A 15,590-nucleotide genomic window follows, 5' to 3' on the forward strand; every position below is an offset into this window, starting at 1 on the left:
TCCCTTTTCGAAGGTGAATTACTGCGGTCATGGCGCCGATTAATCAACCCTTGAATGAGAAAAAGCACATTACTCCTTGAAAGGACGCAACCCAATGTGGGAGCGGGCTTGCTCGCGAAGGCGGTCTGTCAATGACACATCTGCTGACTGACACACCGCCTTCGCGAGCAAGCCCGCTCCCACAGGTTCTGTGCACGGCCGGAAAATATGTGATAAAAACGCTGCGCCGCCCGAAAAAGGGCGGCAAAAACGTTCTCAGGGCGGGGTGCAATTCCCCACCGGCGGTAATTGCGCGCAATGCGCATAGCCCGCGAGCGCTTGGCGACGAACACGGCAAAGGCTGTGATCGGCGACAAGGTCAGCAGACCCGGTGTGATTCCGGGGCCGACGGTCATAGTCCGGATGAAGAGAGAACGGGATTGACGCCAATGGGCCGCCCGCGCGCTTGTGTGCTCGTGCGTACCCTTGAATCCCTTTCAATTCATAACGCCCTGTTTTTCACACAAACAGGAGTCAGAACATGCAACCCACCGCTATCGACAGCAAAACCAAACACCCTCACGGCGAGCGCGTTGCGTTCATCCAGGCCTGCTGGCACAAGGAAATCGTCGACCAGAGCCGTAAAGGCTTCGTCGCCGAAATGCTGGCTCAGGGTTATCAGGAATCGGACATCGACTTCTTCGAAGTCGGCGGCGCCTTTGAAATGCCCCTGCACGCCAAGTTGCTGGCCAAAACTGGCCGTTATGCCGGCATCGTCGCGGCCGCTCTGGTCGTGGACGGCGGCATCTATCGTCACGAATTCGTTGCCCAGTCAGTGGTCAGCGGCCTGATGCAAGTGCAGTTGGAAACCGAAGTACCGGTGTTCTCGGTGTCCCTGACCCCGCACCACTTCCATGCCGGTGAAGAACATCAGAAATTCTTCTTCGAGCATTTCGTGCACAAGGGCCAGGAAGCGGCGCGGACTTGCGCGGATACGCTGCAGAAGGTTCGTGCGCTGCGTCGCAGTGAGCCGCGTGCTGTAGCGGTCTGAGTCTGTCTGGGTCGAGCGCGGCCCCAAACCTCACTCAAATCTAAATGTGGGAGCGGGCTTGCTCGCGAAGCGGCGTGTCAGTGACGAATCTGTGTACTGACACACCGCTTTCGCGAGCAAGCCCGCTCCCACATGGGGTCTGAGGTGTTCTCAGGATAAGTGTTCGTCGGTGGTCGGCACGATCAGGATGCCGGCACGCAAGCCGTTCTTGACCTTGGGATTAGGGAAGATGATCCGCGCGCCCTCTTCCTCGATGACCCAGCGGGTATTGGCCAGATCTTCGGCCAGCACATAACCCACATCCAATTCAGAAAAGTTCTCGATGTCCGCCGGCAGGTTCAGGCGGAACGCATCGCTGTGCTTGATGATTTCCCGGGCGACGCTGAACAGCTGCAAACCATCCAGTCCTTCCGCAGCCAGATCCGGCTCATTGCCTTCGATGATCTGCTTCAGACGAGTTTCCAGACGTGAAACATCCACCCCTTCGTTCTGCCCGAATGGCCGCGCCTTGCCCAGTTCCAGGGTGAAAGCCTCGGCCCCAAGCTTGTCGTAGGTGTAGGAACTGAACACGATCGACGGCTTGTTCTGCAGCAGCACCGCTTCCATCCCGGCGGCACGCAGACGCGCCAGTTCGCGGCGCGAATGCTGGCGACCTTCCTTCCACGGATACAGCGCGAACTGCTCGATCTTCGAACCACGAATCGCGGTGTGCAGGTCGTAGTGCAGGCGCTGCCGATCCGGCAGGCTGAAGAAGCTCGCCGCCAGCCGTTCCAGCTCGCAGGCGCGGATGGCTTCGGAACCGCTGGTTTGTTCATGCCGGCCGTTGAACAGCCGATTGACGTCCTGCTCGATGAAGCGCTCGCCTTTGCGAATCGCTTCCGGGTTGCCGAACAGGAACAGAATGCGTGCACGCGGCTTCAGATCGCCGCGAGCGATGTCATGCAGCAGCCGATCGAGCAACTCGATCGGCGCTGTTTCATTGCCGTGGATGCCTGCCGACAGCAGCAGGTCCAGGCCATTGTCACGCGCTTCGGGAGGCCGGACTTCCAGCGCACCCTCGCTCAACCAGCGCATGCGCACGCCTTCGACAGTCAGTTGAGTCTTCTCCGCCGGTTCGCGGCCGGCGAGGGTCAGTTCAAGCAGTTTGCCGAGGGCGAGCATAGAGCGGTTTCCTTAGTGATCGTGGTTGCAATCCGGGCCGTGCACGTGGTCTTCGTCGTCGCCGACGTCAGCCGGTTCCATTTCCAGTTGCAGACTTACCAGATTAGTTGCCAATGGGCGCAGCAGCAGGTTGGCGTACTCTTCGTCACCTTCCTCGACGTCCACGCCGATCAGCAGTTGGCCACGGCCGTCCTGCTGGATCCACAGCTCTTTGCCTTGCCACATGACCGCGACGCGGGTGCACGAGGTTTGCAGTTGCGTGCCGTCGGTGTCTTCAAGGATCAGCTGCAGGGAATCGCTCATGTTTTTACTCTCTTGGGGAGACAAGCCGCGCGTCGTGTTCAGGCGACGCGCCGGCCATCAATTGATCTGGAATGGATAAACCGCGCCCAGTTTAAGGATTTGCGTCAGTTCATCCAGTGCCGTCCGGCATTCAAGCAGCAACTGCGGGTCCGCCAGATCGGTTTCGCTCAGGCGGTCGCGGTAGTGCTTTTCAACCCATGCGGTCAACGAACCGTACAACGGGGCCGTCATGATAACCCCTGGGTTGACCGCCGCCAGCTCGGTTTCGTTGAGCGCGACGCGCAGTCGCAGGCACGCCGGGCCACCGCCGTTCTGCATGCTTTGCTTGAGGTCGAAGACTTTGACTTCGCGGATCAGCCCGCCGGAGCTGGTCAGACCTTGCAGGTAGTTCCACACGCGCTCGTTGCCACGGCATTCTTCCGGCACGATCAGCAGCATCGAGCCATCCGGACGCGACAGCAACTGGCTGTTGAACAGGTAGGAGCGCACCGCATCGTCCACGGTGACCGCCGAACGCGGCACGCAGACCGACTGGAACTGGCCGCCGACCTTGGCCAGCTTGCCCTGCAACTCGGCCAGCATCTGCTCGGTGTCGAGGAACGCGTCCTCGTGATAGAACAGCACCTCGCCGTTACCCACCGCGATCACGTCGTTGTGGAATACGCCCTGGTCGATCACCGCCGGGTTCTGCTGCGCGTAGACCACGCCCTCGTCACGCAGACCGTGCAGACGCGCTACCGCTTGCGAGGCTTCCAGAGTCTGGCGCGCCGGGTACTTCTGCGGCGCTGGGTAGCGGGTGTCGAAGGCACTGCGACCGAACACGAAGAACTCGACACCGGCCTCGCCGTACTCACGGCAGAAACGCGTGTGGTTGGCTGCGCCTTCGTCACCGAACTGCGCCACTGCCGGCAACGCGGCGTGGTGGGCGAAGTGCTGCTGATCGGCGAACATCGCGCCGAGCACGCGGCTGGTGGTCGGGTGTTCGATGCTGCGGTGGTATTTGCAATTGAGGTTGGCGGCGGTGAAATGCACGCGACCATCAGCGGTGTCGGCACTCGGGCTGACAGTGGCAGCGTTGGCCACCCACATGCTCGATGCCGAGCAACTGGCGACCAGCAACGGCATGGCTTCTTTGGCGGCGCGCTCGATCACTTGCGCGTCGGTGCCGCTGAAACCCAGACGGCGCAACGCGGCCACGTCCGGACGCTCCTGCGGCGCCAGCACGCCTTGCTGAAAGCCCATTTCCATCAGCGCTTTCATTTTCGCCAGACCTTGCAGCGCCGCTTCCTTCGGATTCGAGGATTGCTGGCTGTTGCTCTGGGACGCAACGTTGCCGTAGGACAGACCACCGTAGTTATGGGTCGGCCCCACTAGACCGTCAAAATTGACTTCATAGGATTTCATCAGCGAGGCTCCACGAGAATCTGTTGTTATAGGCTTCAGTAACTATTCTTTAAGACCGCGGCGCGGCCTTCGCGAGCAGGCTCGCTCCCACTTTGGAATGCAACTTCCTGTGGGAGCGAGCCTGCTCGCGAATAGGCATCACACCATTTTGATGCCAGGCGTCAGGGCCGCAGGCAACACCAGGCTCGGTGTTTCCAGCGACGCCACCGGGTACGCGCAGTAATCCGCCGCGTAGTAGGCGCTGGCGCGATGATTGCCCGAAGCCCCGACGCCGCCGAACGGCGCGCTGCTCGCGGCACCGGTCAGCTGTTTGTTCCAGTTGACGATACCGGCGCGGCTTTCCAGCCAGAACTGCTGATAACGATCTTCGGAATCCGACAGCAAACCAGCCGCCAGGCCATAAGCGGTGTCGTTGGCCTCAGCGATCGCCGCAGCGAAATCGGCGTAGCGAATCACTTGCAGCAACGGGCCGAACAGTTCTTCGTCTGGACGCTCAGCCACGGCGGTCACATCCAGAATGCCCGGAGTCAGCAACGCCGATTGCGCTTGCGGCTGAGTCATCGCCAGCAGCGACACCGCGCCATTGGCCAGCAGGTGTTGCTGGGCATCCATCAGCGCTTTCGCCGCGCCAAGGGAAATCACCGAGCCCATGAACGGCGCGGGTTGCTGATCGAACGCACCGACCTCGATGGTCGCGCTGACTTCCACCAGACGCTTGAGCAGGCTGTCGCCCCACGCGCCTTGCGGCACCAGCAGACGACGCGCACAGGTGCAACGCTGACCGGCGGAGATGAACGCCGACTGAATGATCGTGTACACCGCCGCGTCCAGATCAGCCACCTGATCGACCACCAGTGGGTTGTTGCCTCCCATTTCCAGCGCGAGGATCTTGTCCGGACGCCCGGCGAACTGCTGGTGCAGGTGATTGCCGGTACGGCTCGAACCGGTGAAGAACAGACCGTCGATGCCCGGGTTCGCCGCCAGCGCGATGCCGGTTTCGCGAGCGCCTTGCAGCAGGTTCAACACGCCGGCTGGAAGACCGGCTTCGATCCAGCACTTGACCGTCAGCTCGGCGACTTTCGGCGTCAGCTCGCTTGGCTTGAACAGCACGCTGTTACCGGCCAGCAGCGCCGGCACGATGTGCCCGTTCGGCAAATGGCCGGGGAAGTTGTAAGGACCAAACACCGCCACCACACCGTGTGGCTTGTGGCGCAGCACGGCGGTTGCGTCGCCCAGCGGGCCGCTCTTCTCGCCGGTACGTTCGCGGTAGCTCTGCACCGAGATCGCGATCTTGTTGACCATGCTGGTGACTTCGGTCGCGGCCTCCCACAGGGGCTTGCCGGTTTCCTCACCGATGGTGCGGGCCAGTTCGTCACTGTGGTTTTTCAGGGCAGCGGCGAAGGCCTCGAGCACGCTGATGCGCTCGTCCAGCGAACGCCGCGCCCAGCCCGGAAAGGCCTGACGTGCAGCCTGCACAGCGGACTCGACCTGAGCGGCGGTGGCGCCCTCCCCCGACCACAGCACTTGCTGGGTCACCGGGTTCAGCGACTGAAAGGCTTCACCCTGACCGGCGAGCCATTCACCTGCGATGTATAGCGAATTCATTATTTCGACTCCCGAGCAGCAGACAACGCCACGGCGCGCACTTGATCGCCGGCGTTGAGTTGAAGACGTTTGGCGGTCAGCGGATCGACCACTAGCGTGCCGGCGGCCAGACGGGCCGGGGCAGCGGTGATGCGGCAGTCTTCGCGCTTGCGGTTGTGGATGATGAACGGCGTGGCGTCGTCACCCGGCGTACCGATCGCCAGCACCAGCGCTTCGCTGTCACGCACCGCGCGGATCTTGCTGGTTTCGCATTCGATCGCCGGGCCGGCGTCGAAGATATCGACGTAACCCTGATAGCTGAAACCTTCGCTCTTGAGCATCGCCAGCGCCGGCTCAGTGTCCGGGTGTACCTGACCGATGACGTTGCGCGCATCCGGCGACAGGAAGCAGGTGTACAGCGGGAATTTCGGCATCAGTTCGGCAATGAACGCCTTGTTGCCAACACCGGTCAGGTAATCGGCCTGGCTGAATTCCATCTTGAAGAAGTGCCGACCCAGGCTTTCCCAGAACGGCGAACGACCGGCTTCGTCGGAGACGCCGCGCATCTCGGCGATGATCTTGTTGCCGAACAGCTCAGGGAACTCGGCGATGAACAGCATGCGCGCCTTGGACAGCATGCGGCCGTTCAGACCAGTGCGGTAATCGGCATGCAGGAACAGCGAGCACAGCTCGGAGTTGCCGGTCAGGTCGTTGGCGAGGAACAGCGTCGGAATCTCGCGATAGATGTTCAGCTCTTGCGAGGCGCTGACGGTCAGGCCGACGCGGAAGTTGTACCACGGCTCACGCAGACCGACCGCGCCAGCGATGGCGGAAATCCCCACCACGCGACCGTTGTCGTCTTCGAGCACGAACAGGTAGTCCGCATCGCCACGGCCGGCTTCGCCGCGAAAGGTCTTCTCGGCCCAGCCGACCCGATGGGTCAGGCGCTCTTCGTTGGCCGGCAAGGTGGTCAGGCCGGTGCCGGTGCTGCGGGCCAGGTCGATCAGCGCGGATAAATCGCTGCTGCGTACGGGACGAACAATCATGCTATCTCCTCAAACGGGCCGCCTTCGCCACCCGTGAAACTCGCTAAGGCGTTAAACCGCCACCAGGCGCACGCTGGCACCTTCACCGACGCCCAAGGCTTCGGCTGCTTCCAGATCCAGGGTCACCGGTTTGCCCGGCGCGTAATCGAGTTCCAGCAGCACCGCGCGGTAATCCTGCAACTGCGCGTTGGCCACCAGATACTGGCGCCCGGCGCCTTTCACCGGCTCGCCGATCTTCACTGGCACCACACGGCTCTGAGCGATCGAACGGATCCCCGAAACACGCGCATGCAGGGTCGGGCCACCGTCGAAAATGTCGATGTAGTGATCGGTCTCGAAGCCTTCGCGCATCAGGATGTCGAAAGTGATCTGCGCACGCGGGTGCACCTGGCCCATCGCTTCTTGAGCGGAATCCGGCAGCAGCGGCACGTAGATCGGGTAATGCGGCATCAGTTCGGCGAGGAACGTGCGGCTCTTCAGGCCACACAGCCGTTCGGCCTCGGCGTAGTTGAGGTCGAAGAAGTTGCGCCCGATCGCGTCCCAGAATGGCGAATCGCCGTTCTCGTCGCTGTAACCGACGATCTCGGTCACCACCGAATCAGCGAAACGCTCCGGGTGGCTGGCGACGAACAGCAGGCGGCCACGGGAGTTGAGCTCGGCCCACGGCGAACCGACCAGCTCACGCTGCACGTAGAAACTGGTCAGCAAGCTGTTGCCGGTCAGGTCGTGGCATTGCGAAAGGACGTGGATCTTGTTGTGGATCTTCAGCTCGCGGGAGGCGTGGACGAAGGTCTCGTTGCGGAAGCTGTAGAACGGCTCCGAGTAACCGGCCGAAGCAACGATGGCCGAGCAGCCGACCAGTTTGCCGGTGGCGGTGTCTTCGAGGACGAAAAAGTAGCTCTCCTCGCCGTTGAAACTCACTTCGGCAGCGAACGAGGCTTCGCTCGCGGCGATCTTGTCGCTCAGACGTTCCACGTCATCCGGCAAGGAAGTGACACCAATCGGACTGTCCGCAGCCAGACGCTGTACCTCGCCCAGATCAGCCATTTGCGCAGGGCGCATCACCAGCATGGTGTCACTCCTTTCTCTTATAAATTTACAGAAGAAAAAACACCGGACCTTGTAGGAGTGAGCCTGCTCGCGATTGCGGTCTGTCAGAAACCAATGAGTCGACTGACATACCGCAATCGCGAGCAGGCTCACTCCTACAGTGGATCGGGTTCGGCATAAAATTTTGATCGACGCCCGAATCCTCGGGCGCCGAAGGGTCTATCAGGCTTGCGTCAGTGCTGCTGCCGCGCGTTCGAAGCGGTCGAGACCGGCGTCGATATCGGCGTCTTCCACCACCAGGCTCGGGGCGAAACGGATCACGTCCGGGCCAGCCTGCAGAATCATCAGGCCTTCTTTTTCAGCGGCGTTGAAGATGTCCTTGGCCTTGCCTTTCCAGGCGTCGCTCAGCACACAACCAATCAACAGACCGAGGCCACGCACCTGAGTGAACAGGCCGTACTTCTCGCCGATCTGCTGCAGGCGGGTCTTGAATTTGTCGTGCTTGGCGTTGACGCCGCTCAGCACCTCAGGGGTGTTGATCACGTCGATCACTGCCTCGGCAACGGCGCACGCCAGCGGGTTGCCGCCGTAGGTGGTGCCGTGGGTGCCGACGACCAGATGTTTGGCCAGCGCTTCAGTGGTCAGCATCGCGGCGATCGGGAAACCACCGCCCAGGCTCTTGGCGCTGGTCAGGATGTCCGGGGTCACGCCGTAATGCTGGTAGGCGAACAGGTGACCGGTACGGCCCATGCCGGTCTGCACTTCGTCGAACACCAGCAGCGCGTTGTGCGCGTCGCACAGTTCGCGGGCACCTTGCAGGTAAGCCAGTTCGGCCGGCAGTACACCGCCCTCGCCCTGGATCGGTTCGAGCACGACCGCACAGGTCTTGTCGGACACCGCCGCTTTCAGCGCGGCCAGATCGTTGTAAGGAACGTGAGTGATGCCGGTGATTTTCGGACCGAAACCGTCGGAGTACTTCGACTGGCCACCGACGTTGACGGTGAACAGGGTACGACCGTGGAAGCTGTTGAGCGCGGCGATGATCTCGTATTTTTCGCTGCCGAAACGGTCGAACGCTACGCGACGGGCCAGCTTGAACGCGGCCTCGTTGGCTTCGGCGCCCGAGTTGCAGAAGAACACGCGCTCGGCGAACGTGGCGTCGATCAGCTTGTGCGCCAGGCGCAGGGCCGGCTCATTGGTGAACACGTTAGACACGTGCCACAGCTTGTTCGCTTGCTCGGTCAAGGCACCGACCAGCGCCGGATGCGCGTGGCCCAATACGTTTACGGCAATCCCGCCGGCGAAGTCGATCAGCTCGCGACCGCTCTGGTCCCAGACGCGGGAACCGGCGCCACGCACCGGAATGAAAGCGGCAGGCGCGTAGTTGGGAACCATTACCTGGTCGAAATCGGCGCGTTGTACCGCAGCGTGCTCAACGGACATCGGAGTCTCCTGAAGAGGAACACCCGCCTGAAACTGGCGAGCGATGGGGGGATTGTAAGGACAGTTTTCAGCCCGGCCTTGCCGCCAAGCGACAACTTCTTATAGCGCAAACCCCGGATTTTCCCGGGTTTACGGCAATGCGACATATAGCGTCGCAAAGGCGCAGTTTAAACTGCACGCCGCCATTTGCGCAGACGTACCGGGATCTTAATCAAGAGAGTTTTGTGGCGTGCGGTATATATGTACCGCACATCGAATCAACGGCCGGTGTTTGCTAGGGACCTTTCTCCAGGCAAACGGCCTCACCCCATGATTCAAGAAACCACACCCGCCCTCGCGACTCTGCCCGACCCACTGCTGCTACCCCGGCAGGACGCACACTATCAACCGCTGCTCCAGGCCATCCCGACATGGCTGAGTCAGGCTGCAGCACACAAACGCGCGGCATTGAAACGGGCCAGTCCGCTACTGCCCGCCAACCTCAAACGGGCATCACGCACCGAGCATGCAAAACTGCGCGCACTGAATGCCGCGCACTGGACCGCACACAACCGCGTCGAACGAAGCCTTGCCCGGTTGCAGGACGCCAAAGCGTTCGCCGAACCGCTGCTGCGCGCCGAACTGGCAGAGCGCTTCGGCTTGAATCTGGATGTACGACAGACCTTCCTGCGCCTGTATCTGCCCGACCATGTTCCGTGGCTGCGCATCAAATCCGGCGCCGCACGCACCTGGACTGTCTCGCTGCTGGACGCCGCGCTGCACAATTTTGAAAGCAGCGAGACCAGCGCTGACGCCTTTGAGTCCGCCTCGGGTTATGTCAGTCAGCCCTCACCTGACGGCCAGTTCAGCGTGTTGCCGAACATCCTCAAGGCGATGCCGATCCCTGCCTTCACCCGCCTGTGTCGCGAGCTGGATATCGGCCGCCGCTACAACACTTATCTGCAAGACAATTTGGGCGTCAGCAATCCGCTGGTCGCAGCCGTGCTGCAACCACAGGTTTGCACGAGTGACAAAGCCGCCCTGGTCGCCGCCCTGCAAATGGCCTACATGCAAAAGCTGCTGGGGGCCGATGTCCATCGCCTGATCCTCGGGCTGCTCGATGGCTTGCAGCATTTGCGCCTCAATCGTCAGGCGTGGCATTGCCATGCGCTGACGATGATGAAAGTCAGCCTGACCGGCATCGTGCTGTTCGCGCCGAATCTTGAAGCTGCAAACGCAACAGCGAGAGTCGTGGTTTACATTCCCGATGACCCACAACACCCAGTCAAGGAATACGCCAGTTCCGCTGCCTTCGCTGAGGAGCTGGCGCAACGCCTGCGCGATCCGGACTATCAGGTCTTCTTCAGCCGTTTTATCGACCACGCCGAGCGCGGCGCTTTCTTCGGTCAGTTGCGGGCCTTGCTCAGCCCCGTCACCTGGCAACCCGTACCGGCCGGCGATCCACGCCCCACCTGGCGCGAGCATCCGGCCGTGCGGCCTTTTATGCAGATCGTCGCGACCCCGATCCGGGGTGAGCTGTGGGTTTACCTCTACCAGCGCAAGCTCGACAAGATGCTCAACGATGCCCGCGTCATCGCCGTCTCGACGGCCATGGTCGATCGCAAGGCGCGCTGGGCACTCTGGGATTCCTTCACGGACATCGCACAGTCGTTGCTCAACCTCGTCGTGTTCGTCGCCTTGCCATTCGTGCCATTTCTCGGCGAGCTGATGCTTGCCTACACGGCCTACCAACTGCTCGACGAGACGTTCGAAAGCATCGTCGACTGGGCCGAAGGACAACCCCGCGAAGCGTTCGCGCATTTGATCGGCGTCGTGGAGTCCATGGTGCAGGTCGGCACTTTCGCCGCCGGCGGCGCTATCGCCGTCAGCGAGTTTCGCGCGCTGTTGCCTGCCGATGTCGTGCACTTCATCGACCGCTTCATTCCGGTGAAGACGGCCAATGGCAAGACCCGCTACTGGAAACCCGACCTGCGCCCTTACGAGTGGTCTGGCACGCTGCCCAAAGACGCCAGAACCGATGCACTGGGCCTGCAAACCCACCAGGGCAAGAGCCTGCTGGCTCTGGAAGACAAGTTGTATGCCGTCAGCCTTGACCCCGAAACGGGCGCCCATCGCATCGACCATCCGACGCGCCCCGAGGCTTACAAACCCGCACTCAGGCACAACACCGCAGGCGCCTGGCAAACCGAAATTGACCAGCCACTGGCTTGGGATCGCGCCACCGTGCTGAGCCGCAGCAGTGCGCAGATGCAGCGCCTTCCCGCCGCTCTGCGGGAGCGCCTGCTGAATATCAGTGGCTGCGAGGAAAACACCCTGCGCCAGATGCACGTCGAGCGCGATCAATTGCCACCCTTACTCAGTGACACGCTGCAGCGCTGGCAGATCGATCAGGACATTCAATTGTTCATCGCGCAGATTGGCAGCTCGAATGCCGAGGATTACCTAAAGGCCGACCCGGCCACCCAACTGCAACTGCTTTTCGACAACGGCGACTGGCCTGCCGACCGAGGCCTGCAACTGATCGACCGTCAAGGCAGAACCCTGTGGCGCAGCCCCGTCGCCGATGTGCCCTTCATACAAATCGAGGGCTCACGACTGGACGATGGCGACCTGCTCAAGACCTGTCTGCAACGCCTGACAGAATCGCAACGAAGGCGGCTATTGAGCGAAGCCCTGCATACGCCCGCCCCCTCGGCCGAGGCCCGCGCAACTAGCCTGCGGCGCAGCGTCGCCGAGCTGGCACAGCGCAAGCGCCAAAGCCTGTTCGAGGATCGATATCGTCAGTTACAGCGCGGCGCCAGCCCGCTGGTACAGGTACTGATGGATGCCGAACCCGGCCTGCCGAAGGCGTTGGCGCAATCGATACTGGAAACGGCAAGTGATGCTGAATACCTGCAATTACAGCGTGGAACACTCTCCGCAAGACTGGTGGTTTTGACTCAGGAAACGGTTCTGCAAGTGCGCGTAACCCGAGCCTTTGAAGGGCTGGAGCTGCAAGCGACAGTCAATAATCTGGATACGGATCGGCTGGCCCTCCACTCGCTGCCACACTTGCCGGGCTGGTCGCCGTCGATACGAATGGAGCTCAGGCACTACAGCCATAGCGGGCAACTGATCGACAGCCTCGGCGCGCAGGACGCGCTCATTCGCAAGGTGCTGGTACTGACCGAACAGGGCGACTATCAGCCGTTCGACGCTACCGGCGAGTCGCTCAGCGCGCCGGGGTCACTGTATTCAAGCCTGCTGCATGCCCTGCCCGACGCAGAACGTTCGGCGCTGAACATCCATATCACACAAGACCTGCCGCTCAAGCAGCTGATTCGTGACCACGCGCTCGACCGTCAAGCGTTGCTGAACCTGCTGTCGCAAAATCCGATTCGCAAACCCGCTTACGACCCCACCGTGATGCGCCTGCGTGGCGGTACCAGTGGCTATCGGCGCATGCCTACCAATACGCCGACGCTGCACGCTCATGCCCACTGGCTGCTGCCGCACTTGCTGCCTGAAGAGCTCAACGCGTTCGTCGAGCGCCTGCAACGTCATCCGGACGGCCCGCGAGCGGAGCTGAGCCGCTTGATCGCTGAACGCAACCGCCTCGACGCGGTGCTGAGTCCGTGGACTGAGGGCATTCCCCTCGTTCATCCGCAGACCGGCGCCCGCCTCACCACCGAGCAATACGCGATCCAGCGTCATCGCCGACGGCAGATGCGGGTCGACATTCTGGACTGCTGGAAGCAGCAGGTTTCCTTGCCGGAGAACACCGAGCAGACCATCGATCTGCGGCTGTCACAGTCAATCATCGGAGAGCTCCCACAACTTGAGGTGAACTTCAGTCACGTGGACTACCTGACCATCGAAGGGGTCGGCAGCACTCAGGGTATACACGGTTTTCTGAACTGCTTCTCCGGCTTGCGTCGTCTGGCGCTGCGCAATTTCCAGCTGGGCAACCTGCCGGAATCGATCAGCCGGTCACCGCAACTGCGCGAGCTGATTCTCAGCGACTGCAGCATCACCCTGACAGCCGAGAGCCAAACCACACTGGCGGCCTTGACTCATCTGAGAACCCTGGACCTGTTCAGGAACCCGCTCGGGCTCACCCCCAACGTCGAAAAAATGCCCCGACTCAATTACATCGATGTGTCGGAGACCGGCATTTCCGAACTGCCGCCCGGCCTGCTCACGCGCCCGCTATTGCGCACCGCACTGCTCAACGACAACCAGATCCGGTCGTTGTCGCCCGCCCTTTTCGAGCTGCCCAACAACGTTCCGGAAGGCTTCGATCTGAGCGGCAATCCGATTGCCAACGCAGACCGGGAGCGCATCAAACGCCACTTCAACGACACCCGACAGGACTTCGGCGTAATGGCCGAACAGGCTGATCTGCTGCGCGTACAGGCGCTGTACACACACATGGATCTGGAACAGGCCAGTGAATTTTTCTATCTGCTACCCGGCACCCTGGCCGAGGGTCGAATCGAACTTGCACGGCTTGAGCGTGAATACAGCGACTTGAGTGGCAACCTCGCCAACTGGGCGAACGACCACCCGGCCCTGCACCCGATCAGTGGCGAGCCCTTCACGATTGAGCAAGTGCTGAACGAGCACGCCGCACGTCACGAATTCAAATCGCTCATTGAACAGTGCTGGCGCCGGGAAACCGAGCAGGACGAACCGGATCAGAACCTCCAGCCACTGCATGACTTGAACCTGGCGACGATCATCCGCGGCGACTTGCCCGTACTCAATGCCGATTTCAGCCATGTCACGCATCTGTACCTCAGAAGCCTGCCGGGTCAGACGTTTGGAATTGACAGGTTTGTCGAGACGTTTGCCAGCCTCAGAGGACTGACGATTTATCAATATCGGCTTGAACACATTCCGCCGGCGGTGTTTCGCATGGCCAAGCTGACCTATTTGTCGCTTTCACACTGCGAGCTGACGCTCACGCCTCAAACCGCCCTTGAGCTTGCGCAAATGGAGCGCCTCGATCACCTGGACCTGAGTGACAACCCGTTGGGCGAGACCCCGGATGTCAGCCAGATGACCCATCTGCAAACGCTGATGCTGGACAACAGCGGCATCACCAGCCTGCCGCCGGGCTTGCTGCAACTCGAACATCTGGAAATCGCCGACCTGAGCGACAACGCGATCACTCAGGTTCCCAGCGATATCCTGGAGTTGCCAGAAGAGCGTGCGGACAAATTCAGCCTGCGGAGCAATCCGCTCTCTGAGCTGAGCCTGCAACGGCTGATCGCCTACTTCAAAAAGCACCGCATCGATTTTGGCGTGGAAGCTGTCATCGAACGGGCGGAAATGGAGGTGTCCACGTCTGAAGATTCGGGGGTCGATGAGTGACGCTCAGCGGGTTCTGCCGGGGTGCGTCAACCGCGCTCCGGCGGCACTGACGACAGTTCGAACGGACTGCTGCTGCGCCGCTGGTTGCGATCTTCACGCGGCGTGGCGCCGAAGAAGTTGCGGTAGGCGCTGGAGAAATGCGGCCCGGAGGAGAAACCGCAGGACAGGCCGATCTGGATGATCGACTTGCTGGTTTGCATCAACATCTGCCGGGCCTTGTTCAGGCGCAACTCCAGGTAGTACTGGCTCGGCACGCGGTTGAGGTATTGCTTGAAGATCCGCTCCAGCTGTCGACGGGACACGCACACGTGCTGGGCGATTTCGTCGGTGGTCAGCGGCTCTTCGATGTTGGCTTCCATCAGCAACACCGCTTGGGTGAGCTTCGGATGGCTGGAACCGAGGCGGTTCTGCAGTGGAATGCGCTGGCGTTCACCGCCCTCGCGGATGCGCTCGACCACCAGTTCTTCGGACACCGCACCGGCCAGTTCTGCGCCATGATCACGGGCCAGCACCGCCAGCAGCAGGTCGAGCACCGACATGCCACCGCACGCGGTCAGGCGATCGCGATCCCAGTCGAACAGGTGACTGGTGGCGATGACTTTCGGAAAGCGCTCGGCGAAATCGTCCTGCCAGCGCCAGTGCACAGCCGCGCGGTAACCGTCGAGCAGACCGAGCTGCGCCAGCGGATAGACACCGGCCGACAAACCACCGATCACGCATCCGGCACGCACCAGTTGCTTGAGTGCGCTGCTGAGGGCCGGGGCCAGAGTGGTCGGCGGCTCGTCGGCGAGCAGGAACAGTTTCTGGAAGTTTTCCAGCTTGCCGGTCCACGCCTCGCCCGGCAGTTGCCACGCCCCCTCGGCCGCAACGTCTGTCACGGTTTCGGCCTGGAGGAACGACAGTTCGTAAACCACCTCCGGATGCACCCGCTGAGCAACACGCAAGGCCTCCTCCGCCAGCGCCAGCGTCAAAGCTTTAGTGCTGGGCCAAATCAGGAAACCAATTCGATGGGCAGTCATGGGCGGGCAATCCGAAACGAAGAACGGTGATGAAGGCATGGGCCAATGCTAGCCCGTAAATGAACGCAAATCTCGAAACCTGCACCGATCCACTGTGGGAGCTGGCTTGCCAGCGATGGCGGTGAATCTGTACCAGAAATGCCAACTGGCCCACCGCTATCGCTGGCAAGCCAGCTCCCACAGGGATTGTAGCCA

The 15,590-nt window shown here is 61.5% G+C and carries 10 protein-coding genes and 1 riboswitch; of the genes, 2 read left to right on the plus strand and 8 right to left on the minus strand.

Annotated features, from left to right (window positions below):
• Positions 1 to 247: 247 nt before the first annotated feature.
• A riboswitch (FMN riboswitch) is annotated at positions 248 to 419 on the plus strand.
• Positions 420 to 520: 101 nt separating this feature from the next.
• Positions 521 to 1,030 carry a 6,7-dimethyl-8-ribityllumazine synthase gene (locus tag CRO59_RS00165; protein ID WP_047599675.1) on the plus strand — a complete coding sequence of 170 codons (510 nt, stop codon included), beginning with the start codon at positions 521 to 523 and terminating at the stop codon, positions 1,028 to 1,030.
• Between the two features lie 150 nt (positions 1,031 to 1,180).
• Here the strand turns inward: CRO59_RS00165 and astE are convergent, their stop codons facing one another.
• The 7 genes from astE to CRO59_RS00200 form a co-directional block, all read right to left on the minus strand.
• Entirely contained in the window at positions 1,181 to 2,191 is a 1,011-nt protein-coding gene (gene astE, locus CRO59_RS00170; RefSeq protein WP_097085825.1) for a succinylglutamate desuccinylase, read from the minus strand.
• A 12-nt stretch (positions 2,192 to 2,203) separates the two neighbouring features.
• Positions 2,204 to 2,494, minus strand: coding sequence for a hypothetical protein (locus tag CRO59_RS00175; RefSeq protein WP_027612641.1), 291 nt, complete (start codon positions 2,492 to 2,494; stop codon positions 2,204 to 2,206).
• 57 nt (positions 2,495 to 2,551) lie between these two features.
• Positions 2,552 to 3,898, minus strand: a complete 1,347-nt coding sequence (astB, locus tag CRO59_RS00180) for an N-succinylarginine dihydrolase (protein WP_027612640.1) — start codon at positions 3,896 to 3,898, stop codon at positions 2,552 to 2,554.
• Positions 3,899 to 4,036: 138 nt separating this feature from the next.
• Positions 4,037 to 5,506: a succinylglutamate-semialdehyde dehydrogenase gene (gene astD, locus CRO59_RS00185; protein WP_177408926.1), complete on the minus strand. Its 1,470-nt coding sequence runs from the start codon at positions 5,504 to 5,506 to the stop codon at positions 4,037 to 4,039.
• A complete protein-coding gene (astA, locus tag CRO59_RS00190; protein ID WP_027612638.1) occupies positions 5,503 to 6,528 on the minus strand; it encodes an arginine N-succinyltransferase in 1,026 nt (341 codons plus the stop codon). Before astA ends, astD begins: the two co-directional genes overlap by 4 nt.
• 51 nt (positions 6,529 to 6,579) lie before the next feature.
• On the minus strand, positions 6,580 to 7,599 hold the full coding sequence (gene aruF / locus CRO59_RS00195; RefSeq protein WP_025112905.1) for an arginine/ornithine succinyltransferase subunit alpha: 1,020 nt from the start codon (positions 7,597 to 7,599) through the stop codon (positions 6,580 to 6,582).
• Between the two features lie 201 nt (positions 7,600 to 7,800).
• Positions 7,801 to 9,021, minus strand: a complete 1,221-nt coding sequence (locus tag CRO59_RS00200; RefSeq protein WP_097085830.1) for an aspartate aminotransferase family protein — start codon at positions 9,019 to 9,021, stop codon at positions 7,801 to 7,803.
• 309 nt (positions 9,022 to 9,330) lie between these two features.
• Here CRO59_RS00200 and CRO59_RS00205 point away from each other — a divergent pair, with 309 nt between their 5' ends.
• Positions 9,331 to 14,376 (plus strand): dermonecrotic toxin domain-containing protein, encoded by a 5,046-nt coding sequence (locus CRO59_RS00205; protein WP_097085832.1) that lies wholly within the window; start codon positions 9,331 to 9,333, stop codon positions 14,374 to 14,376.
• 26 nt (positions 14,377 to 14,402) lie between these two features.
• Here CRO59_RS00205 and argR read toward each other — a convergent pair whose 3' ends face one another.
• Entirely contained in the window at positions 14,403 to 15,395 is a 993-nt protein-coding gene (gene argR, locus CRO59_RS00210) for a transcriptional regulator ArgR (protein ID WP_027612635.1), read from the minus strand.
• Positions 15,396 to 15,590 lie beyond the last annotated feature (195 nt).

Origin of the sequence: Pseudomonas sp. LAMO17WK12:I5 (genome assembly GCF_900215165.1) — a bacterium.
GTDB classification, from domain to species: domain Bacteria; phylum Pseudomonadota; class Gammaproteobacteria; order Pseudomonadales; family Pseudomonadaceae; genus Aquipseudomonas; species Aquipseudomonas putida_A.

Bases quoted from the DNA above. Each gene is read 5' to 3' on its own strand.
- CRO59_RS00165 (WP_047599675.1), top strand. From the start codon at position 521: ATGCAACCCACCGCTATCGACAGCAAAACCAAACACCCTCACGGCGAG.
- astE (WP_097085825.1), bottom strand. From the start codon at position 2,191: ATGCTCGCCCTCGGCAAACTGCTTGAACTGACCCTCGCCGGCCGCGAA.
- CRO59_RS00175 (WP_027612641.1), bottom strand. From the start codon at position 2,494: ATGAGCGATTCCCTGCAGCTGATCCTTGAAGACACCGACGGCACGCAA.
- astB (WP_027612640.1), bottom strand. From the start codon at position 3,898: ATGAAATCCTATGAAGTCAATTTTGACGGTCTAGTGGGGCCGACCCAT.
- astA (WP_027612638.1), bottom strand. From the start codon at position 6,528: ATGATTGTTCGTCCCGTACGCAGCAGCGATTTATCCGCGCTGATCGAC.
- aruF (WP_025112905.1), bottom strand. From the start codon at position 7,599: ATGCTGGTGATGCGCCCTGCGCAAATGGCTGATCTGGGCGAGGTACAG.
- CRO59_RS00200 (WP_097085830.1), bottom strand. From the start codon at position 9,021: ATGTCCGTTGAGCACGCTGCGGTACAACGCGCCGATTTCGACCAGGTA.
- CRO59_RS00205 (WP_097085832.1), top strand. From the start codon at position 9,331: ATGATTCAAGAAACCACACCCGCCCTCGCGACTCTGCCCGACCCACTG.
- argR (WP_027612635.1), bottom strand. From the start codon at position 15,395: ATGACTGCCCATCGAATTGGTTTCCTGATTTGGCCCAGCACTAAAGCT.